The 18951-nt window shown below is 71.1% G+C and carries 21 protein-coding genes; 10 read left to right on the top strand and 11 right to left on the bottom strand.

Going from position 1 to position 18951, the window contains the following annotated elements:
• Positions 1 to 271: ABATE domain-containing protein (locus tag AB0J71_RS35175; RefSeq protein WP_364418217.1), on the bottom strand; the 271-nt coding region annotated here is incomplete at its 3' end.
• 28 nt (positions 272 to 299) lie between these two features.
• On the opposite strand from AB0J71_RS35175, the gene AB0J71_RS35170 reads away from it, so the two are divergent.
• Positions 300 to 1181: an arginase family protein gene (locus AB0J71_RS35170; protein ID WP_364418215.1), complete on the top strand. Its 882-nt coding sequence runs from the start codon at positions 300 to 302 to the stop codon at positions 1179 to 1181.
• Here AB0J71_RS35170 and AB0J71_RS35165 read toward each other — a convergent pair.
• Positions 1167 to 1364 (bottom strand): hypothetical protein, encoded by a 198-nt coding sequence (locus tag AB0J71_RS35165; RefSeq protein WP_352320022.1) that lies wholly within the window; start codon positions 1362 to 1364, stop codon positions 1167 to 1169. The genes AB0J71_RS35170 and AB0J71_RS35165 overlap by 15 nt on opposite strands.
• Complete coding sequence (locus AB0J71_RS35160) at positions 1361 to 1789, bottom strand: hypothetical protein (protein WP_352320020.1); 429 nt, start codon at positions 1787 to 1789, stop codon at positions 1361 to 1363. Before AB0J71_RS35160 ends, AB0J71_RS35165 begins: the two co-directional genes overlap by 4 nt.
• Positions 1790 to 1869: 80 nt before the next feature.
• On the opposite strand from AB0J71_RS35160, the gene AB0J71_RS35155 reads away from it, so the two are divergent.
• Entirely contained in the window at positions 1870 to 2574 is a 705-nt protein-coding gene (locus AB0J71_RS35155) for a TetR/AcrR family transcriptional regulator (protein WP_364418213.1), read from the top strand.
• A 34-nt stretch (positions 2575 to 2608) separates the two neighbouring features.
• On the opposite strand, the gene AB0J71_RS35150 is transcribed toward AB0J71_RS35155, so the two are convergent.
• The gene (locus AB0J71_RS35150) at positions 2609 to 4183 is read right to left on the bottom strand and encodes a hypothetical protein (RefSeq protein WP_364418211.1); all 1575 of its coding nucleotides are present in this window, start codon (positions 4181 to 4183) and stop codon (positions 2609 to 2611) included.
• 106 nt (positions 4184 to 4289) lie between these two features.
• Between AB0J71_RS35150 and AB0J71_RS35145 the strand changes: the two genes are divergently transcribed.
• Complete coding sequence (locus AB0J71_RS35145) at positions 4290 to 5072, top strand: SDR family oxidoreductase (RefSeq protein ID WP_352320115.1); 783 nt, start codon at positions 4290 to 4292, stop codon at positions 5070 to 5072.
• A 14-nt stretch (positions 5073 to 5086) separates the two neighbouring features.
• Here the strand turns inward: AB0J71_RS35145 and AB0J71_RS35140 are convergent, their stop codons facing one another.
• Positions 5087 to 5476 (bottom strand): VOC family protein, encoded by a 390-nt coding sequence (locus AB0J71_RS35140; RefSeq protein ID WP_352320014.1) that lies wholly within the window; start codon positions 5474 to 5476, stop codon positions 5087 to 5089.
• Positions 5477 to 5540: 64 nt separating this feature from the next.
• Between AB0J71_RS35140 and AB0J71_RS35135 the strand changes: the two genes are divergently transcribed.
• From AB0J71_RS35135 to AB0J71_RS35105, 7 genes are all read left to right on the top strand, one after another.
• Positions 5541 to 5969 (top strand): MarR family winged helix-turn-helix transcriptional regulator, encoded by a 429-nt coding sequence (locus tag AB0J71_RS35135; protein WP_352320012.1) that lies wholly within the window; start codon positions 5541 to 5543, stop codon positions 5967 to 5969.
• Between the two features lie 116 nt (positions 5970 to 6085).
• On the top strand, positions 6086 to 7177 hold the full coding sequence (locus AB0J71_RS35130) for an ABC transporter ATP-binding protein (RefSeq protein ID WP_364418209.1): 1092 nt from the start codon (positions 6086 to 6088) through the stop codon (positions 7175 to 7177).
• Positions 7170 to 8264 (top strand): ABC transporter ATP-binding protein, encoded by a 1095-nt coding sequence (locus AB0J71_RS35125; RefSeq protein ID WP_364418207.1) that lies wholly within the window; start codon positions 7170 to 7172, stop codon positions 8262 to 8264. Before AB0J71_RS35130 ends, AB0J71_RS35125 begins: the two co-directional genes overlap by 8 nt.
• Positions 8261 to 9232 (top strand): sugar ABC transporter permease, encoded by a 972-nt coding sequence (locus AB0J71_RS35120; RefSeq protein ID WP_352320006.1) that lies wholly within the window; start codon positions 8261 to 8263, stop codon positions 9230 to 9232. The genes AB0J71_RS35125 and AB0J71_RS35120 overlap by 4 nt, the downstream gene beginning before the upstream one ends.
• A gap of 62 nt (positions 9233 to 9294) precedes the next feature.
• Complete coding sequence (locus AB0J71_RS35115; protein WP_364326154.1) at positions 9295 to 10047, top strand: carbohydrate ABC transporter permease; 753 nt, start codon at positions 9295 to 9297, stop codon at positions 10045 to 10047.
• An 11-nt stretch (positions 10048 to 10058) separates the two neighbouring features.
• Positions 10059 to 10322, top strand: coding sequence for a DUF2160 family membrane protein (locus tag AB0J71_RS35110; RefSeq protein ID WP_352319691.1), 264 nt, complete (start codon positions 10059 to 10061; stop codon positions 10320 to 10322).
• A gap of 19 nt (positions 10323 to 10341) precedes the next feature.
• Positions 10342 to 12123, top strand: a complete 1782-nt coding sequence (locus AB0J71_RS35105) for an ABC transporter substrate-binding protein (protein ID WP_352319686.1) — start codon at positions 10342 to 10344, stop codon at positions 12121 to 12123.
• Here AB0J71_RS35105 and AB0J71_RS35100 read toward each other — a convergent pair.
• The 6 genes from AB0J71_RS35100 to AB0J71_RS35075 form a co-directional block, all read right to left on the bottom strand.
• Entirely contained in the window at positions 12095 to 13183 is a 1089-nt protein-coding gene (locus AB0J71_RS35100) for a hypothetical protein (RefSeq protein ID WP_352319684.1), read from the bottom strand. The two genes, AB0J71_RS35105 and AB0J71_RS35100, sit on opposite strands and share 29 nt — an antisense overlap.
• Positions 13176 to 14456, bottom strand: coding sequence for a Gfo/Idh/MocA family oxidoreductase (locus tag AB0J71_RS35095; protein ID WP_352319682.1), 1281 nt, complete (start codon positions 14454 to 14456; stop codon positions 13176 to 13178). Before AB0J71_RS35095 ends, AB0J71_RS35100 begins: the two co-directional genes overlap by 8 nt.
• A 10-nt stretch (positions 14457 to 14466) precedes the next feature.
• The gene (locus AB0J71_RS35090; RefSeq protein ID WP_364418205.1) at positions 14467 to 15747 is read right to left on the bottom strand and encodes an extracellular solute-binding protein; all 1281 of its coding nucleotides are present in this window, start codon (positions 15745 to 15747) and stop codon (positions 14467 to 14469) included.
• 45 nt (positions 15748 to 15792) lie between these two features.
• Entirely contained in the window at positions 15793 to 16659 is an 867-nt protein-coding gene (locus AB0J71_RS35085) for a carbohydrate ABC transporter permease (RefSeq protein WP_352319678.1), read from the bottom strand.
• Positions 16643 to 17614, bottom strand: coding sequence for a sugar ABC transporter permease (locus tag AB0J71_RS35080; RefSeq protein ID WP_364418203.1), 972 nt, complete (start codon positions 17612 to 17614; stop codon positions 16643 to 16645). Before AB0J71_RS35080 ends, AB0J71_RS35085 begins: the two co-directional genes overlap by 17 nt.
• A 194-nt stretch (positions 17615 to 17808) precedes the next feature.
• Positions 17809 to 18762 carry a LacI family DNA-binding transcriptional regulator gene (locus tag AB0J71_RS35075; RefSeq protein ID WP_364418201.1) on the bottom strand — a complete coding sequence of 318 codons (954 nt, stop codon included), beginning with the start codon at positions 18760 to 18762 and terminating at the stop codon, positions 17809 to 17811.
• Positions 18763 to 18951: the final 189 nt, after the last annotated feature.

Below are 18951 nucleotides of genomic sequence, written 5' to 3'. Positions count from 1 at the left end.
CCGCCGCCCGCGCCGGCAGCCCGGCCACCCACTCCGCCAGCGCCCCCGCCCGGCCGTCGGGCTCGGCGGCCAGCACCGCGCGCAGCCGCTCGCGCACCTGCCTGACCTCCCGCAGGTCCGCCTCCCCGAGGCCGTGGTCGTTCTCGCCCAGTTCGCGGCAGAAGCGGCGCAGCTCCCCCACGTCGGGCAGCCGCTCGGGATCGTCCAGGTACTCGTCCCACGTGTTGGCCAGATCGACGGCCACGAGACCCGTCTCGATGAACTGGCGCATCCCTCACCCTCCTGCTACCGTCACGACTATGAGCACTCTAACTCCTGACAGAAAATTGACCGTCCTCGACGCGCCGTCCAACCTCGGCCTGCGTCCACTCGCCGAGGATGTCATCCCCGGCTGCTACAAGGCTCCCTGGGCGTTGCGGGACAACGGGCTCGTCGCGCGGATCGGCGCGGCCGACGCCGGCGCGCTGGTCCCGCCCCGCTACGTGGCCACCTGGAAGCCCGGCGACGGCGTGCGCAACGGCGCGGCCATCGCCGCCTACACCCGGCGGCTGGCCGACCGCGTGGCCGGGATCAGGGCGGACGGCGGCTTCCCCGTCCTGCTCGGCGGCGACTGCTCGATCCTGCTCGGCTCCGCGCTCGCCCTGCGCAGGACGGGCCGCTACGGGGTGGCCTACCTCGACGCCCACACCGACTTCCGCCACCTCGGCAACTCGCCCCACGTCGGCGCGGCGGCCGGCGAGGACCTGGCCCTGGTGACCGGCCGCGGCGACGACTACCTGACCGACATCGACGGCCTGCGCCCGTACGTCCGGGACGAGGACGTCATCGTGCTCGGCGTCCGGGACGACGACGACGCCAAGGAGCTCGCCGCCGAGGGCATCGCCTACGTCGCCGGGAACGACATCCCCCTGGAGGTCGCCGAGCGCGTGCTCGTGCGCGACGACCTCGACGGGTTCTGGATCCACGTGGACGCCGACGTGCTCGACCCGTCCGTGGTGTCGGCCGTCGACTCCCCCGCCCCCGGCGGCCTGACCGGCGACCAGCTCGCCGGCCTGCTCCGCGGGCTGCTCGCGCTGCCCGGGGCGGCCGGGATCCAGTTCACCATCTTCGACCCCGACCTCGACGAGGACGGCGGCCAGGCGGCCACCCTGACCGACATCCTCGTCTCAGCCCTGACCTGACCCGTGGCCGTCCGGGGCGGAGCCGTCCGCCCGCAGGATGCGGAAGACGGGATGACCGGGCAGCCACCGGGAGGCGTACGTCAGCGCGTCGAGCCGGTTCATCGCCCGCATGAGCGCGTTGGGCCGCCCGCCCCGGTACATCAGGCGCTTGAGCGCCGCCGGCCACCGGGCGACCCGGATCACCGCGCCCTCCTCCACAGCAGCACGACCGCCGCGAGCCCCGGGACCAGCGGAAGCACCTGCAACCAGCCGAGCAGCGGCGCCAGGCCGACCTCGCCGTTGCTGTCCCGGACGGTCAGGCCCGCGAGCGCGAAGCACGCCGCCGGCACGAACAGCCCGGCCCCCAGCCACCGGGCCCACCCCCTGCCCGCGCCGGCCGCCCGGACGGTGACGAGCCAGCCGGCCAGCCCGAGCGCCCCCACGACCGACAGGATCACCGTGTACGTGGTGACCCCCTCGTCGATCTTCCCCGGCCCCAGCTCCGGATAGCCCGCCCTGAGGTACTCGGCCAGCCCGGAGCGGTAGGCGAAGGCGAAGAGAGTGACGAGCACCGTGAGCGCGGCGCCGCCGTACAGCAGGGCCGAGGCCCCGCGCGGCTTTCCTGTCATGACATGGGTCCCTTCCGGACGACATTCTTACAAAGTATGTTTTGACTATACTTACCACGTAAGAATCGAGAAAGGGCACCATGTCCCCGAAGCGCACCCGCGGCCAGAACGCCGGCCTGACCCGGCAGGCCATCCTGCGGGCGGCTCTGGCGCTGGCCGACCGCGAAGGGCTGAAGGCGCTGTCCATGCGCCGCATCGGCCAGGAGCTCGGGGTCGAGGCCATGTCCCTCTACCAGCACGTCGGCAGCAAGGACGCGCTGCTCGACGGCCTGGTCGAACAGGTCGTCACGCAGGCCGCGCCGCTGCTGACCGAGGCCGCCTCATGGCAGCAGGGCCTGCGCGAGTACGCCCACGCGCTGCTGCGGGCGCTGCTCGCGCACCCGAACGTGCTCCCCCTGGTGGTCAGCCGCCCCGCGATCACGCCCGGGAACCTGCGCCTGATGGAGGACGGGCTGCGCGTGCTGCGCGCGGCGGGGCTGCCGCCGGACCGCGCGCTGGACATGCTCTACGCCGTGACGGGTTTCGTCGTCGGCCACGTCGCCGTCCTGGCCGCCGGTGAAGCCGCCGGTGAAGTCGCCGGTGGGGTCGCCGGTGGGGCCGAACGGGCCGCGCCCGCGATGCGCGACCTCCCCGAGCCGGACCTGGCGGAGACCCCGCTGCTGGCCGAGGCCACCCGGGCGCGGCGCGCCCAGCCGTCCTCGGGGACCGATCGCCGCTTCGTCTTCGCGCTCGAAGCCATGCTGCGCGGCTTCGGCAGCGAACCCGGCGCAAGCGGCGAATCCTGACGGAAACGGCGAACCCTGACGGGAACGGCGGGCGCTAGCGGAAGACGTACCCGCTCGTGCTGGTGCGGCCGGCGGCGTTCGTGGCGGTGACCGAGGTCCACGGGCCGGACGGGACGTAGGGGGCCCACGCCGACTCGGGACGGCCCGGCCCGTGCCACCGCTGGGCGACGCCGACCTCATGGCCGCCGGGCGAGGTGAAGCGCAGCGTGCCGCCGCGCAGGTTGTAGCCCTCGACGGTGACCCCGGGCCGTCCGTCCCGCTCCTCGCGGTAGGCGTTCACGATGATCGGCTCCCGGCCGCCGTTCGCGATGTCGTCGGCCAGCGAGGGGGTGGACGGGCTCGCCTGGCAGGTGAAGAAGGGCTCCCAGCCGTAAGAGATGATCTTCGCGGCGTGCCCGCCCGTCGCCATGATCTGCTGGTCGAGCCGGGCCTTGCTGGTACGTCCCCGCAACGGCAGCGGCTCGACCCGCCCGCACTCGCCGTCCGCGGGGGCGGGCTCGAAGCCCTCGACGTTCACCCACAGCTCGACCCCGGCGGGCACGCTCCTGGCCGCCGCCTCGATGTAGTCCCTGGTGGGCCCGTAGTAGCCGGCGGCGTTGCGCACCCGGCCGACCACCGGGACGAGCCGCGGGGCGACCATGGACCCGCCCTCCTCGATCCCGTGCACGGGGACCTTGCCCGTGCCCCGCCCGTCCTGCACGGCGACGGCCATGGGCGCGCCGGCGCGGGTGGCGGCGATGCCGGCCAGCCCGCCGGGCACCTGGCCGGGCGGGAAACCGCGGCCCCTGCGGGCGTCGATGTAGGGGCTGACCAGGATCTTCCTGCCGGGCAGCGCGGCGGCGACCGCCGCGTGCTGGGCCGCGTACAGGGCCAGGACGGGGTCGCGCGGCCCCCGTTCGCGCATGGCCAGCTCGAACGACTGGTAGACCCCGCCGAAGGCGGCCGACCCGCCGAACCGCTCCCGGTAGCCGGCCAGCACCCGCGCGGTGAAGGCGTTCAGCGCGGCGAGGTGCGCGAGGTCGGGCTCCCACGGCTTGCCCCGCCGCTGCGGCGCGGCGGGCAGCCCGGGGAACACCCTCATCCCGTACGCCGCCGCCTCCTCGACCAGGTTGCCCAGCCCGTCGCCGTCGGTGGAGACCAGCACCAGGTCCTGGACGCGCGCGGCGCACGACCCGGCCAGCGACACGCGGTAGAAGACCCGCCCGCCGCTCTCGATCCGCCGGTCGAGGCCCGGGCAGCGCAGCACGGAACGCCCGAACTCCTCGCTGGTCACGTACGTGTAGACGTGCCGGACGCGTGTGCCGGGCACCCGCGCGCAGGGCCGTCCGTCCACCCGGCAGGCGGCGAACTCCGGCTCCATCGGCCCGGCGTCGAAGCGCGGCCCGAACGTGACGAGCGTGTCGCCGCCGAGCGAGTGGATCGCCTCGACCGTCCGCCGCGTGACGCACACGTCGGCCCGCGGCATGACCCAGTAACCGGTGATCGCGTACGGCGAGGTCACCCGCGTGTCCCTGGGCGGGCACCCGTCGTCGCCGGCGCCCGGCCCGGCCGGGACCACGACGAGGACGGCGAGGACCGCCATCACGACCAGCCACCGTAACCGGCGCACCCATGCTCCCCTCGACGTACCGACCAGAGTAGGCATCTACCCGATCCGCGGCCGGTAGTGCCCCCGTGCCGGTCGGCCGCGGGGCGGCACGGACAATGGAGTCATGGTGAGCATCGACCTCAGCGGGAAGACGGCGCTGGTCACAGGCTCGACCCAGGGCATCGGGGCGGCCATCGCGACCGGTCTGGCACGGGCGGGCGCGCGCGTCGGCGTCAACGGCCGCAGCGAACGCTCGGTGGCCGCGGCCATCGAGCGCATGGACCATCGCGGCCTGGTCGCCGCGCCCGGCGACGTCGCCACCGACGAAGGGCTCCAGCGGGTCCTCGACTCGCTGCCGCAGGCGGACATCCTCGTCAACAACCTGGGCATCTTCGAGGCCAGGCCGGCGCTGGAGATCGACGACGCGGAGTGGCGGCGCTTCTTCGAGGTCAACGTCCTGACGGCGGTGCGCCTCACGCGCGCCTACCTGCCCGGCATGATCGAGCGCGGCTGGGGCCGGATCCAGTACATCGCCAGCGACTCGGCCGTCGTCACGCCCACCGAGATGATCCACTACGGCATGAGCAAGACGGCGCTGCTGGCCGTCTCGCGGGGGTTCGCCAAGGAGGCCGCCGGCAGCGGGGTGACGGTCAACTCGGTGATCGCCGGACCCACGCACACCGGCGGCGTGGAGGAGTTCGTCTACCAACTCGTGGACCGGGAGCTGCCGTGGGAGGAGGCGCAGCGGGCGTTCATGCGCGAGCACCGTCCGCAGTCGCTGCTCCAGCGGCTGATCGAGCCCGAGGAGATCGCCAACATGGTCGTCTACCTCAGCTCGCCGCTCGCCTCGGCCACCACCGGCGGCGCGCTGCGCGTGGACGGCGGCTACGTGGACGCCATCCTGCCCTGACCGCCCGCCCGCGCTCAGTACGACTGGAGCTCGATCAGGTTGCCCTCCGGGTCGCGCAGGTGGGCGGTGCGCAGGCCGGGCCCCCAGGCGGGCCGGTCCTGCGGCGGCGCGGCGAGGGTGGCGCCCAGCCCGACCAGCCGGTCGGCCTCGCCGTCGACGTCGTCGACCCGCATCACCAGCATCACCGTGTCCTGGGCGCCCGCCGCCGGCAGCCCGGACGTGCCGACGACCTCGGCGACGTGGTCGCGGCCGAAGAGCACGAGCCCGGCCTGGCCGTCGATGTCCCAGTTGGCGTACGCAGCCTCGGTCAGCACCTTCACCGGCTCCAGCCCGAGGGCGGCCCGGTAGAAGGCGACGCTCGCCGGGAAGTCGCGCACCAGCAGCCGAGGGTAGAGGGCGTCCATCCTGATCCTCCGAAATTAGTGGGTAGTCACCAACTGTTGGGAACAACCTACACTTCTCGATGAGATGGAACTGCCGCCCACCCTGCTCGGGACGACCACCTTCGTGCTGCACAAGGTCGGCGTCGCGGGCCGGCGCGCCCTGGCCGCGCGGCTCACCGCCGAAACGGGGCTGAGCCTGTGGGAGTTCGCGGCGCTGGCGACGCTCGACGACTTCGGCCCGGCCGCCCAGCGGGAGGTCGGCGACCGGCTGGGCCTCGACCCGAGCGACATGGTCCGCCTGATGGACGCCCTCATGGCCGAGGGGCTGGCCGCCCGGGAACGCGACCCCGCCGACCGCCGCCGCTACCGGATCTCGCTGGCCGCCGCCGGCCGGGACGCCCTGGAACGGGCCCGCGCGGTGGTGGCGGACGTCGAACGCGAGACCCTAGCCCCACTGACGGACGCCGAGCGCCGGGACCTCCACAGCCTGGTGACGAAACTCTTCTCACCCTGACAAATTGCATAACTCACGTCAACTGACGAACAACTGTCACAACAACTGCCCTCTTTGCACAAAGAATCAGATCATGTTAGATGGAGGGCAAGCTCCGGGAGAGAGGACCGGGCATTGTGACGCTGATCCTCGATGGCGTCCGCGTACGGCAGCGCGGGGAGACCTGGCTCGACGACATCCACCTGGAACTACCTCACGGACTGACCACCCTCGTCGGCCCGCTGAACTCGGGAAAGACCACGCTCATGCGGGTCGCCGCCGGATTGCGGCCACCCGATTCCGGGCGGGTGCTGGTCAACGGAAATGACGTCACCTCGATTTCCGTGCGAAAGCGCTCGGTCGCCTTCGTCTATCAGCAATTCATCAATTACCCGTCCCTCACCGTTTACGAGAACATCGCCTCGCCGTTGCGGCTGGACCGGTCGTACCGCAAGGACGGCATCGACCGGCGGGTGCGGGAGGTGGCCGCGGTCATGGGCCTCGGCGATCTGCTGGGCCGCAGGCCCGCGGAGCTGTCGGGCGGCCAGCAGCAGCGCACGGCGATCGCCCGCGCGCTGGCCAGGCCCGTGGACGTGCTGCTGCTCGACGAGCCGCTGGCCAACCTCGACTTCAAGCTCCGGGAGCAGTTGCGCGAGGACCTCAAGCGCATGTTCACCGGCTCGCCGGGCGTCGTCCTCTACTCCACCGCCGACCCCAACGAGGCCCTGGCCTTCGCCGCGCCCGCCGTGGTGCTCGGCGAGGGCCGGGTGCGGCACGTCGGCGACCCGGCCGCCATGTACGCCGAGCCGCCCACGCTCGCCGTCGCCGCCACGCTCAGCGACCCGCCGCTGAACCTGCTGCCCGGCACGGTCAGGGACGGCCGGATCGAGGTGATGGGCGCCTCCTTCCCCGCGCCGGACGCCGCCGCCGCCGGTCAGGATGTCGTGCTCGGCATCCGCCCCCACCAGGTGACGATCACCAGGACCGGCCCCGGCCTGCTGGAGCTGCCCGCCGAGATCAGGCTGGCCGAGGTGACCGGCGGCGCGACGTTCCTGCACCTGCTGCTGGCGGGACGCCGGCACCTGGTCGCCCATCTGCCGGGCACCCGCCCGTTCACGCCGGGCCAGGCGGCCACCGCGTACGTGGACCCGCGGCACGTCTTCGTGTTCGACGAGGCCGGGGGCCGATTACCGGTCGCCCCGGCGGCGGGGGCGGGACGGCATGGCTGACATCCGCCTGGAGGGCGTGGGCCACAGCTACGACGGCGGCCGCACGTGGGCGCTCAGGCCGACGACCTGGACCTGGCGCGGCGGCCGGGCCTACGCCCTGCTCGGCCCGAGCGGCTGCGGCAAGACGACGCTGCTGAACATCGTCTCGGGGCTGCTCACGCCCACGGCGGGCCGGATCTGGTTCGGCGACCGCGAGGTCACCGGGGTCCCCACGGCCGGTCGCAACATCGCGCAGGTCTTCCAGTTCCCCGTGCTGTACGAGGAGATGTCGGTCTACGACAACCTGGCCTTCCCGCTGCGCAACAGGAAGGTCCCGGCCGAGGAGATCCGGCGGCGGGTGCTGCGGGTCTCGGCCATGCTCGGCCTGGACGACGTGCTGCGCCGCCGGGCCCGCCGGCTCGACCCGGGCCGCAAGCAGATCGTCAGCCTGGGCCGCGGCCTGGTGCGCGAGCAGGTGGCGGCCGTGCTGCTCGACGAGCCGCTGACCGTGGTGGACCCGGCGCTGAAGTGGACGTTGCGCAGCAAGCTCAAGGAGATCCACCGCGACACCGGCCACACCCTGGTCTACGTCACCCACGACCAGACCGAGGCGCTGACCTTCGCCGACGAGGTGGTCGTGCTCAACGACGGCGAGATCGTGCAGGCCGGGGAGCCGGCCGAGCTGTTCCTGTCGCCCGCGCACGAATTCGTCGGCCACTTCATCGGCTCGCCCGGCATGAACGTGCTGCCCGCCGAGATCGACGGCGACGTGGTCAGGATCGGGGACTCGGAGGTCGGCGCCGTGGCCGGCGCGCTGCCGCCGGGGCCGGTGCGGATCGGCGTGCGGCCCGAGTTCGTCCGGGTCGGCGGGCCGTCCGACGGGCCGGGCGTGGCGGCCAGGGTGACCGGGATCGACCGCATGGGCTCGCACGACCTGGTGCGCGCCGAGGTCGGCGGCCATCCGGTGATCGCCAGGACCGAGGCGGGCTCGTCCTGGACGCCGGGCACGGTCGAGTTCCTGCATTTCCCCGCGGACCGGACGTTCCTGTTCCGCGACGAGGTCAGGTGCGGCTCGCTCGCACCCCTGGACGGAAGGGGGCAGGCGTGAGCGACCGGACCGCCGTCGCGGGCAGCCAGGCGGACGGCGAGGTCGTACCGGCCGCCGCCGATGCCGCCGCCGCAGAGGCCTCCGGAGCCGCCGGGCCGCGCGCCGATCCCCGCCCGCGCGACAACCGGGCCTGGCTGCTGGTGCTGCCGGTCGTGGTGTCGGTGGCCTTCACCGCGGTGATCCCGCTGATGACCGTCGTGAACTTCTCCGTCCAGGACGTCTTCAGCCCGGTGGACCGGGTGTTCGTCGGCCTGGACTGGTTCCGGCAGATCGCCCGCGACCCCGAGGTGCGCGCCGCGCTCGTGCGCACGCTGCTGTTCTCGGCGCAGGTGCTGCTGGTGGAGGTCCCGCTCGGGGTGGCCATCGCGGTCTGCATGCCGCGCCGCGGGTTCTGGGTGTCGGTGGCGCTGGTGCTGGTGGCGCTGCCGCTGCTCATCCCGTGGAACGTCGTGGGCACGATCTGGCAGATCTTCGCCCGCGGCGACATCGGGCTCGGCGGCTGGGTGGTCAACAACGTGCTGCGGGTCAACTTCAACTACACGCTCGACTCGGCCGACGCCTGGATCACCGTCCTGGTCATGGACGTGTGGCACTGGACGCCGCTGGTGGCGCTGCTGGCCTACGCGGGGCTGCGGTCGATCCCGGAGCCGTACTTCCAGGCGGCGCAGATCGACGGCGCGTCGGCGTGGGCGACGTTCCGGCACATCCAGCTCCCGAGGCTGCGCGGGGTGCTGACGATCGCGATCCTGCTGCGGTTCATGGACAGCTTCATGATCTACACCGAGCCGTTCGTGGTGACCGGGGGCGGGCCGGGGAACGCGACCTCGTTCCTGAGCATCCTGCTGTCGAAGATCGCCGTCGGCCAGTTCGACCTGGGCCCGGCGGGCGCGTTCTCGCTGCTGTACTTCCTGCTCGTGCAGATCGCCTGTTACGTCTTCTTCACCGTGCTGACCAGGTCGGGGAGGTGAGTTCCACGCGCCACCGGCTGCCGTGGGCGCGCACGGTCTTCTGGCTGTACGCCGCCACGCTGATGTTGCCGCTGCTGTGGATGTTCGGCATGTCCATCCGCCCGAACGAGGACATCCTGGGCAGCTTCTCGCTGATCCCGCAGCGGGTGACCTTCGACAACTACGTCACGTTCTTCACCGACCCGTCGTGGTATTCGAGCTACCTCAACTCGATCGTCTACACCTCGATGAACGCGGTCATGTCGCTCGTCGTGGCGCTGCCGGCGGCGTACGCGTTCTCGCGCTTCCGCTTCGCCGGGGACAAGCACCTGTTCTTCTGGCTGCTGACGAACCGGATGGCGCCGCCGGCGGTGTTCCTGCTGCCGTTCTTCCAGATCTACCAGGCGGTCGGGCTGTTCGACACGCATCTGGGCGTGGCGATCGCGCACATGCTGTTCAACGTGCCGCTGGCGGTCTGGATCCTGGAAGGCTTCATGTCGGGGATCCCCCGGGAGATCGACGAGACCGCGGCGATCGACGGCTATTCGCTGCCGCGCTTCTTCGTCCGGATCTTCCTGCCGATGATCCGGTCCGCGCTCGGCGTCACCGCGTTCTTCTGCTTCATGTTCAGCTGGGTCGAGCTGCTGATCGCCAGGACGATCACGTCGGTGGACGCCAAGCCCATCGCGGCCACCATGACGCGCACGGTGAGCGCGGCGGGCGTGGACTGGGGGCTGCTGGCCGCGGCCGGCGTGCTGACCATCGTCCCGGGGGCCGTCGTCATCTGGTTCGTGCGCAACTACATCGCCAAGGGGTTCGCCCTGGGGAGGGTCTGACCGTGCAGTGGATGGTGTGGACCGCCCCCACGGCCCTGGTGTTCGCCGGGCTGGCGCTGCTCCTGTGCGTGATGGCCGTCTGGGGGCGGCTCTCGCCGCCCGTGGCCAGGCGCGGGTTCCTGCGGATCGAGACCGACCGGGGCGACCGGCTGTACATCGGCCTGATCAGCGCGGCCGTCGTGCTGGCCCTGTGGATTGCAGTCACCGACCTGTCCATGTGGGCGGCGCTCGGCGTCGCGCTGCTGGTCATGGTCGTGATCGGGATATGGGGCTGAGAGGAAGAGGAGCCAGGCGATGAGGCATGCGGTGGGTGTCGCGGCGGCGGTCGCGGCGGCGCTGGCGCTGGTGGCGGCCGGTTGCACGGGCGGGGAGGAGAAGCCGAAGAGCGACTTCAAGGAGGCCGACGGCAGGGCCGCGGCGCAGCGGTGGGTGTCGGCGGAGTTCACGCCGAGCACCCTGTCCAAGGACCGGCAACTGGCGGAGATGGACTGGTTCATCAAGGCGGCGGCGCCGTACCGGGGCATGCAGATCAACGTGGTGTCCGAGACGATCACCACGCACGAGTACGAGTCCCAGAAGCTGGCCAGGGCGTTCACCGAGATCACCGGGATCAGGGTCAAGCACGACCTGATCCAGGAGGGCGACGTCATCGAGAAGCTCCAGACGCAGATCCAGGGCGACCAGAACATCTACGACGCCTACGTCAACGACTCCGACCTCATCGGCACCCACTCGCGCGGCACGTACGTGTTCCCGCTGTCGGACTACATGGCCGGAGAGGGCAGGAACGTCACCTCCCCCACCCTCGACCTGGACGACTTCATCGGCATCAGCTTCACCACCGGCCCCGACAAGAAGATCTACCAGCTCCCCGACCAGCAGTTCGCGAACCTCTACTGGTTCCGCTACGACTGGTTCACCGACCCGGCGATCAAGAAGCAGTTCAAGGACGCCTACGGCTACGACCTGGGCGTGCCGGTCAACTGGGCGGCCTACGAGGACATCGCCGACTTCTTCAGCAACAAGGTCAACGGCAACGGCACCGTCGAGGGCCGGAAGGTCTACGGCCACATGGACTACGGCCGCAAGGACCCCTCGCTGGGCTGGCGCTTCACCGACGCCTGGTTGTCCATGGCGGGCAACGGCGACCCCGGCATCCCCAACGGCCTGCCGGTGGACGACTGGGGCATCCGGGTGGAGAACTGCCGTCCGGTGGGCTCGTCGGTGACCCGCGGCGGCGACACCAACGGCCCGGCCTCGGTGTACGCGCTCACCAAGTACGTGGACTGGCTGAAGAAGTACGCGCCCCGCGAGGCCGCCGGCATGAACTTCAGCGAGGCGGGCCCGGTCCCGGCGCAGGGCAACATCGCCCAGCAGATCTTCTGGTACACCACGTTCACGGCCGACATGACCAAGAAGGGCCTGCCGGTCGTCAACGACGACGGCACCCCCAAGTGGCGCATCGCGCCCAGCCCGCACGGCGTCTACTGGAAGGACGGCAACAAGCTCGGCTACCAGGACGCGGGCTCGTGGACGCTGCTCAACAACACCCCGAAGGACCGCAGGGCCGCCGCCTGGCTCTACGCCCAGTTCGTCACGTCCAAGACGGTGTCGCTGAAGAAGTCGATCACCGGGCTGACGTTCATCCGCGACTCCGACATCAAGAGCGACTACTTCAAGGACAACGCCGCCAAGTACGGCGGCCTGATCGAGTTCTACAACTCCCCCGCCCGCAAGCAGTGGACCCCGACCGGCACGAACGTCCCCGACTATCCCAAGCTGGCCCAGCTCTGGTGGCAGAACGTGGCCACCGCCGTCACCGGCGAGACCACCCCGCAGCAGTCGATGGACAACCTGGCCAGGCAGCAGGACGAGATCCTGGCCCGGCTGGAACGCCTGTCGCGCGAACGCCAGGGCTACGGCGGCCAGTGCGCGCCCAAGCTGAACCCCGAGCGTCCGGCGCAGTACTGGTTCGACCAGCCGGGCGCGCCCGCGCCGAAGCTGGCCGACGAGCGCGGCGAGCCGGCCACGCTCGACTACGACAAGCTCATCGCCCGCTGGAAGGCGGGCGGCTGACCAGCTCCCGCGCCAGCCAGTCGAAGGCGCGCTCCTGCATGGGCACGTCGAAGCAGTGCGGGGACGGCGCGAACACGGCCTCGTAGCGGCCGGGGGCGTCGCGGTAGCGCTCGCCGATGCGGGCGTGCGCGCGGCGCATCCCGGCCCGCGGGAACAGGTCGTCGCGCAGGGCGTACTGGACCATGAGGGGGGCGGGGGCGCGGGCGGCCACCAGGTCGGGCCAGTCGCCCAGCCGTGACAGGCCCGGCGGGTAGAACATCCAGGTGTGCCGCTCGACGTGGCCGCCGGCCAGCAGGTCCGGGTAGGTCGAGGTCATCGCGGCGACCACGACCGCGCGCACCTCCGGGTCGAAGGCGCCGAGCAGCGCGGCCCGCAGCCCGCCGCCCGACACGCCGGCGCAGCCGACCTCGCCGACGTCCGGCCTGGAGCGCAGGTACGCCGCGGCGGCCAGGTCCTCGCCCGCCACCACCCCGGCGAAGGAGGTGCCGAGCAGGGCGCAGTGCTTGGCCACGACGTGCTCGTGCCGGGCCGCCGCGCGGTCGTACCGGTCAGGGAGGCCGCCCTCGCCCTCCGGGACGTCGAGCGCGAAGCGGCGGCTGCCCCAGGTGAGCACGTCGTGGGCGAGCACGGCGAACCCGCGGCGGGCCAGCTCGCCGGCGAACGCGCGGCCGCCGTAGACGTCCCGCCGCAGCCGCCGCACCTCGGGCGACGGCCCTTCCGGACCGTCGGCGATCTTCTCCTTGCCCGCCCACTTCATGCCCGCGTGGCAGTGCAGCGCCACCACCCCGGGCAGCGGGCCGCCCCGGTCGCGCGGTCTCAGCAGGTACGCCCTGGTCCGCGGCCCGAACCCGACCGTCCACGACAGTTCCTCGCCGTGCAGGTCGCCGTCGGTCCACGTGCGCTCGACCCGCACGTCCGCGGCGGTCAGGTCGGGCACCCCGATCGCCTGCCGGGCCGCCGCCCGCAGCCGCGGCCCCGGCAGGGACGGGAACAGCTCCCACTGCCCGCCGACGACCTCGGCCAGCTCCCCGAAGACCGCCGGGGCGGACCCGTCAGGCAAGTCGGGTGCCGGCGTCTGCCAGGTGCACGGGGGCGCCCGAGGCGGCCGACAGGTTGGCCGCGACACCGGTCAGGACGCTGCGGATGCCGTCCAGGTAGCCCGCCTGCCGGGCCAGCGGGTCGCCGGAAGGGCCGCGGAACACGTCGTCCAGCAGCAGCCGGTCGCCGCCGCCGTGGCCGCCCGCGCCCGCCTCGATCGGCACCTCGCGCGGCTCGGCCCAGTGGGGGCGCAGGGTGAGCCGCTCCCATGCCCCGGCGGCGTGCTCCTTGGACGCGGCGCTCGGGTCGATCGCCGCGTGCGGCGGCGTCCAGGCCCGCTCGACCACCTCCAGCTCCAGCCGTCCCGCCGTGCCGTTGAAGGCCACCCGGTAGCCCTCGAAGGGCGCGTGGGCGTTCAGCGAGTACGTCAGCAGCGCCCCGCTGTCGTACCGGACCAGCACCGCCATGTTGTCGTCGATGGTCACGCCGTCGCCGAAGACGTCCTGGTCGCGGACGTAGCCGTCCTCGTGCTCGGCGTCCAGGTAGAGGCGCTTGAGCCGGGGATCGGCGGCGATGTCCAGGATGAACGGGTCGCTGCCGAGGCCGGGCGCGCCCTGGCCGCGTTCGGGACGGTCGGCCAGCCCCCGCGACCGCGCGTTGGCCGAGCCGTAGAACCGCAGCGAGGTCTGCGCGAAGACGGTCTCCGGCGCCGCCCCGAGCCACCAGTTGACCAGGTCGAAGTGGTGGGTGGACTTGTGCACGAGCAGGCCGCCGGAGCTGGCCCGGTCGCGGTGCCAGCGGCGGAAGTAGTCCGCGCCGTGGATGGTGTCGAGCGTCCACTCGAAGTGCGCGGACGTCACCTCGCCGATCGCGCCGTCCATGAGCAGGCGGCGCACGGCCGAGTTGCGCGGCGAGTACCGGTAGTTGAAGGTGACGATCAGCCTTCCGGTGCTGCGCCGCGCCGACTCGGCGATGGCCGCGCAGCTCCCGGCGTCCACGGTGAGCGGTTTCTCCACGATGACGTCGCGGCCCGCGTCCAGGGCCGCGCACACGTAGCGGGCGTGCGCGGCGTCCACGGTCGCGACCACGACCGCGTCGGCGAGTTCGAGCACCTTGCCGAACTCGGCGGGGGCGAAGCACGGCACCTCGTGGCCGATCCGCTCGGCGTAGTAGTCCATGCGGGTCCGGTTGGTGTCGCACAGGGCGACGACGGCGCCGGTGTCGCGCCACTCGCCGAGCAGCGCGTCGACGTACAGCTGCGCGCGGTGCCCGAGCCCGACGAACGCGTACCTCATGGTCGTCCTCTCAGCCGCCGAGGGCGGCGTTGGCCTCGGTCAGGAACTTCTGGGCGGCGACGTCGGGGGCCATCCGGCCGAAGAGGACCTCCTCGGTGTACCGCTTGAGCATGTCCTCCAGGGCGCTGGCGCCCTTCGGCGGCGCGGCGGGCGGGTCGGCCAGCTCGCCCTTGATGGACTCGACGAACTGCAGCGTCTTCTGGTCCGCGGGCGGCAGCTTGTCCTTGACGGCGGCCAGTACCTTCGAGCTGGCGGGCAGGCCGCGGTCGCTGAGGATGATCCCGCCGACCTCGGCGTCGTTGATCATGAAGTCGATGAACTTGGCGGCCTCGGCGGCGTGCTCGCTCTTGGCGGAGGCGGTGTAGAACATCGCCGGCTGGAGGAACATGCCGCCGGTGGTGGCGCCCTCCGCCTTGGGCAGGCGCAGCAGGCTCATCTCCTTGCCCGACGCCTTGGCGACCGCGCCGAGCTGGTTGCTCCACCACATGCCGGACGCGCCGGTGTTGGTGGCCAGCAGCGACTGGTCCACGCTGGTCGCGCCGACCTCGGCGGTCTTGGCGGCGTCGGGGCTGCCCTTGGCCTTGATCGTGTCCAGCATGACCTGCCACCAGGCCACGATCGTCCCGGGCGTGACGGCGATCTTGTTGCCCTGGTAGAAGGGCTCGCCGCGCTGGGCGGCGAAGATCTGCAGGAAGGCGGGGTTCCAGTTCAGCTGGGTGCCGTAGACCGTGCCGCCGCCCTTGGCGGTGATCTTCGAGCTGAGGTCGACGTAGTCCTTCCACGTCCACTTCGTGTCGTCGGGCACCTTCTGCCCGGCCGACTGCACCAGGGCCGGGTTGAGCACCACCGAGAAGACGTTCGCGCCGGTGGGGACGGCGAACTGCTTGCCGTCGATGCTGCCGGTGCCGAGCAGCTTGGGGTCGATGTCGGCGGTCTGCACCTTGCCGGTCAGGTCGGCCAGCGTGCCGCGGTCGGCGTACTCGCGCAGGCCGCGGATCTCCAGGGTGATGACGTCCGGGGCGTCGCTCGCGGCGACCTTCGTGGACAGCGTCTCGTAGTAGCTGGCGAAGTCGGAGAACTCGCCCTCGACGTCGATGCCCGGGTTCTTGGCCTCGAACTTCTTGATGGCCTCCTCGGTCATCTTCTGCCGCGCGTCGCTGCCCCAGTAGGAGAAGCGCAGCCTGACCTTCCCGCCGGCGCCGTCGTCGCCGCCGCTGCCGCAGGCCGCGGTGACCGCCAGCACGGCGGTGGCGAGCAGGGCCGCCGACCACGTCTTCTTGCCAGAGCTCACGGCTCTACCTCCTGTGGGATTCGTCTGTGTCGGGGGGTGGGGGAACTACTTCAGTCCCGTGGTGGCCACACCACGGATCAGGTACTTCTGGCCGGCCAGGAAGAAGCCGAAGATGGGCCCGAGCGCGACGATCGACATGGCGAACATCGGGCCCCACGACGAGTCGCTGCTGGCGTCGAGGAAGGTGCGCAGTGCCACCGGAGCGGTGAAGTTGTCCGGGTTGTTGAGGTAGAGGAGCTGGCTGAGGAAGTCGTTCCACGTCCAGATGAAGGTGAAGATCGCCGTCGTGGCCAGCGCCGGGGTGCAGAGCGGGATGATCACCCTGATGAACGTGCGCCAGTAGCCGGCGCCGTCGATCTCGGCGGCCTCGTCCAGCTCCCTGGGGAGCGAGCGGATGAACTGCACCATCAGGAACACGAAGAACGCGTCCGTGGCCAGCACCTTGGGCATGACCAGCGGCCAGATCGTGTTGATCAGCCCGAGCTTGGAGAACATGACGTACTGCGGCACGATCAGCACGTGGTGCGGCAGCATGATCGTGCCCAGCATGAGGGTGAACCACAGCTTCTTGAGCGGGAAGTTCAGCCGGGCGAAGGCGTAGGCGGCCAGCGAGCAGGCCACCAGGTTCGCCACCACCGACAGCACGGTGATGACCGCGGAGTTCCACAGGTAGTAGCCGAAGGGGTGCTTCAGCGCGGTCCAGCCCTCGGTGTAGTTCTCCAGCGTGACCTCGCTCGGCCACAGGCCGGGCTGCCGGAAGATCAGCTCCTCGGGCTTGAGCGAGCTGGAGATCATCCACAGCAGTGGATAGAGCATGACCAGGCCGAACCCGATCAGCAGCACGTGCTTGACCACCCGGCCGCCCCTGAGCGGGCGGAACAGGACGGGCAGCGGCCTACTTGGTGTCGCCATAGAAGACCCAATACTTGGACGCGAGGAAGTTCACCCCGGTGAGACCGGCGATGATGAGCAGCAGGACCCACGCCATGGCGGCCGCGTAGCCCATGTCGAAGCTCTTGAAGCCCTTGAGGTAGAGGTAGAGCGTGTTGAACATCGTGGAGTCGGCCGGCCCGCCCGAGCCGCCGCTGACGATGAACGACTGCGTGAACGACTGGAACGACTTGATGATCTCCAGCACCAGGTTGAAGAAGATGATCGGCGTCAGCAGCGGCAGCGTGATCGAGCGGAACTGGCGGAACACGCCGGCGCCGTCCACCGCGGCGGCCTCGTAGTAGCTGGCGGGGATCTGCCGCAGCCCGGCGAGGAAGATGATCATCGGGGCGCCGAACGTCCAGACGTGCAGGATGATCAGCGTGCCGAGGGCGGTGTCGGGGTCGCTGACCCAGCCGGGCCCCTCGATCCCGAAGACCGCCAGCACGGCGTTGACCAGGCCCTCGGCCCCGAAGACCTTCCGCCACAGGATCGCGATCGCCACGCTGCCGCCCAGCAGCGAGGGCAGGTAGAAGATCGACCGGTAGAGCGACAGGCCGCGCAGCCCGCGGTCGAGCACCAGGGCCAGCGCGAGCGCGAAGGCCAGTTGCAGCGGCACGGAGACGACCACGTAGATCGTCGTCACCTTCAGCGAGTTCAGGTAACGGGGATCCTCGGTGAACATCTTGACGTAGTTGTCGAACCCGACCCACGTGGCCTCCTCCAGGAGGTTGTAGTCGGTGAACGACAGGTAGAGCGAGGCGACGATGGGACCGATCGTGATGACGAGCAGACCGGCGAACCAGGGCGCCAGGAACAGGTAGGCGGCCCGCGCCTCGCGGCGGGAACGTCTGGACGCGCGAGGCTCTCCCCGCTCGGGCGGGGTCGCGGCGTCCGGGAGTCGCACCGCCACCGAGTCAGCCATGACGGAACTCATTCGTCATCACGGACCTTCCGGCGAGATGTGAATGGATAGCGCTTTCCTATAGCTGCGGGGAAAGTTCCGTCAACCCTTTGCAGGCGTTACATCGCCGTTATCGATATATCGACACCGTGTTTTCCCTGGTGACAAGCGCTTACCACGTAGAGGTAGGACGAATATTGCTGTCATTTAGTACAACCGTTTGCAGGTCATCGAGGCGGTGCCGTCGACTCCCGCACGACCAGCCGGGTCTCCAGCGAGGTCGTGGCGCTCAGCTCCTGGATCAGCAGGTCGACCGCCAGCCGCCCGGCCGCCGCGGTGGGCATGGCGACCGTGGTGAGCTTGGGACGGTTGAGCCGCCCCGGCACGATGTCGTCGATGCCCACCACGCTGACGTCCGCCGGCACGCTCAGCCCGAGCTCGCCCAGCCCCTCGACCAGGCCGATCGCCATGAGGTCGTTGTAGGCCAGCACCCCGGTCACCCCGGCCTCGCGCACCGCGGACGCGGCGGCCAGGCCGCCCTGCTCGGTCGGCGCGTTCGGCCCGAGGACGACCAGCTCGACGCCCGGCACCCGCTCGGCGGCCGTCCGGATCTCGCCGCTCGTCCAGGAGCCCGGCGGGCCGGACAGCAGCGCCACGCGGCGGTGCCCGAGCCCGGCCAGGTGCTCGACCGCCAGCCGCGCGCCGTGCCCGACGTCCATCAGCACCGTGGCGGCGCCGCGCAGCCGCCGGTTGACCACCACGAGCGGCACCCGCTCGGCCAGCCGCTCCAGCACCTTGTTCGACGAGCGCGGGCTGCACAGCACCACGCCGTCCACCTGCTTGGAGAACGCCTGGATCAGCTCCTCCTCGGCGGCCGGCTCCTCGTCGGTGTCGGCCACGAACAGGTGGTAGTCGCGCTGCCGGGCCGCGGCGTGCGCGGCCTTGATCAGCGGCGGGAAGAACGGGTTGGCGATGTCGGCCACGATCAGGCCCAGGTTGTGGGTGCGCCCGGTCGTGAGCGCCCTGGCCGCCCTGTTGGGCCGGTACCCCAGCTCCTCGGCCACCGTCAGCACTCTGGTGCGGGTGGCGGCGTTCACCATGTGTGGTGCGGAGAACGTCCGCGACACGGTCGATACGTGCACACCGGAAGCGCGGGCCACATCACGAATCGTCACTGTCACAACCACCCACCCTAACGCAACCGCTTGCAGGCACCTGAGCAACGGTGAAAGCGCTTGCCGCTCGGGTCGACATCTGAACGTCACGCATATCCGCAGCTAGACGCCCTGATCGAAAATCGGCTCTTGACGCCTCGCCCTGCCTGGCCCATAGGTTTGGTGCAACTGTTTGCAGTCCTGAAGGAGTCCCCC

Origin of the sequence: Nonomuraea sp. NPDC049637 (genome assembly GCF_040675235.1) — a bacterium.
Taxonomy (GTDB): Bacteria; Actinomycetota; Actinomycetes; order Streptosporangiales; family Streptosporangiaceae; genus Nonomuraea.
Note: the sequence above shows the minus strand (reverse complement) of the source record. Positions and strands in the feature narration are given on the sequence as shown.

Coding starts and splice junctions, on each gene's coding strand:
- AB0J71_RS35170 (WP_364418215.1), top strand. CDS start 300: ATGAGCACTCTAACTCCTGACAGAAAATTGACCGTCCTCGACGCGCCG.
- AB0J71_RS35160 (WP_352320020.1), bottom strand. CDS start 1,789: ATGACAGGAAAGCCGCGCGGGGCCTCGGCCCTGCTGTACGGCGGCGCC.
- AB0J71_RS35155 (WP_364418213.1), top strand. CDS start 1,870: ATGTCCCCGAAGCGCACCCGCGGCCAGAACGCCGGCCTGACCCGGCAG.
- AB0J71_RS35140 (WP_352320014.1), bottom strand. CDS start 5,476: ATGGACGCCCTCTACCCTCGGCTGCTGGTGCGCGACTTCCCGGCGAGC.
- AB0J71_RS35135 (WP_352320012.1), top strand. CDS start 5,541: ATGGAACTGCCGCCCACCCTGCTCGGGACGACCACCTTCGTGCTGCAC.
- AB0J71_RS35125 (WP_364418207.1), top strand. CDS start 7,170: ATGGCTGACATCCGCCTGGAGGGCGTGGGCCACAGCTACGACGGCGGC.
- AB0J71_RS35115 (WP_364326154.1), top strand. CDS start 9,295: ATGTTGCCGCTGCTGTGGATGTTCGGCATGTCCATCCGCCCGAACGAG.
- AB0J71_RS35110 (WP_352319691.1), top strand. CDS start 10,059: ATGGTGTGGACCGCCCCCACGGCCCTGGTGTTCGCCGGGCTGGCGCTG.
- AB0J71_RS35105 (WP_352319686.1), top strand. CDS start 10,342: ATGAGGCATGCGGTGGGTGTCGCGGCGGCGGTCGCGGCGGCGCTGGCG.
- AB0J71_RS35095 (WP_352319682.1), bottom strand. CDS start 14,456: ATGAGGTACGCGTTCGTCGGGCTCGGGCACCGCGCGCAGCTGTACGTC.
- AB0J71_RS35085 (WP_352319678.1), bottom strand. CDS start 16,659: ATGGCGACACCAAGTAGGCCGCTGCCCGTCCTGTTCCGCCCGCTCAGG.
- AB0J71_RS35080 (WP_364418203.1), bottom strand. CDS start 17,614: ATGAGTTCCGTCATGGCTGACTCGGTGGCGGTGCGACTCCCGGACGCC.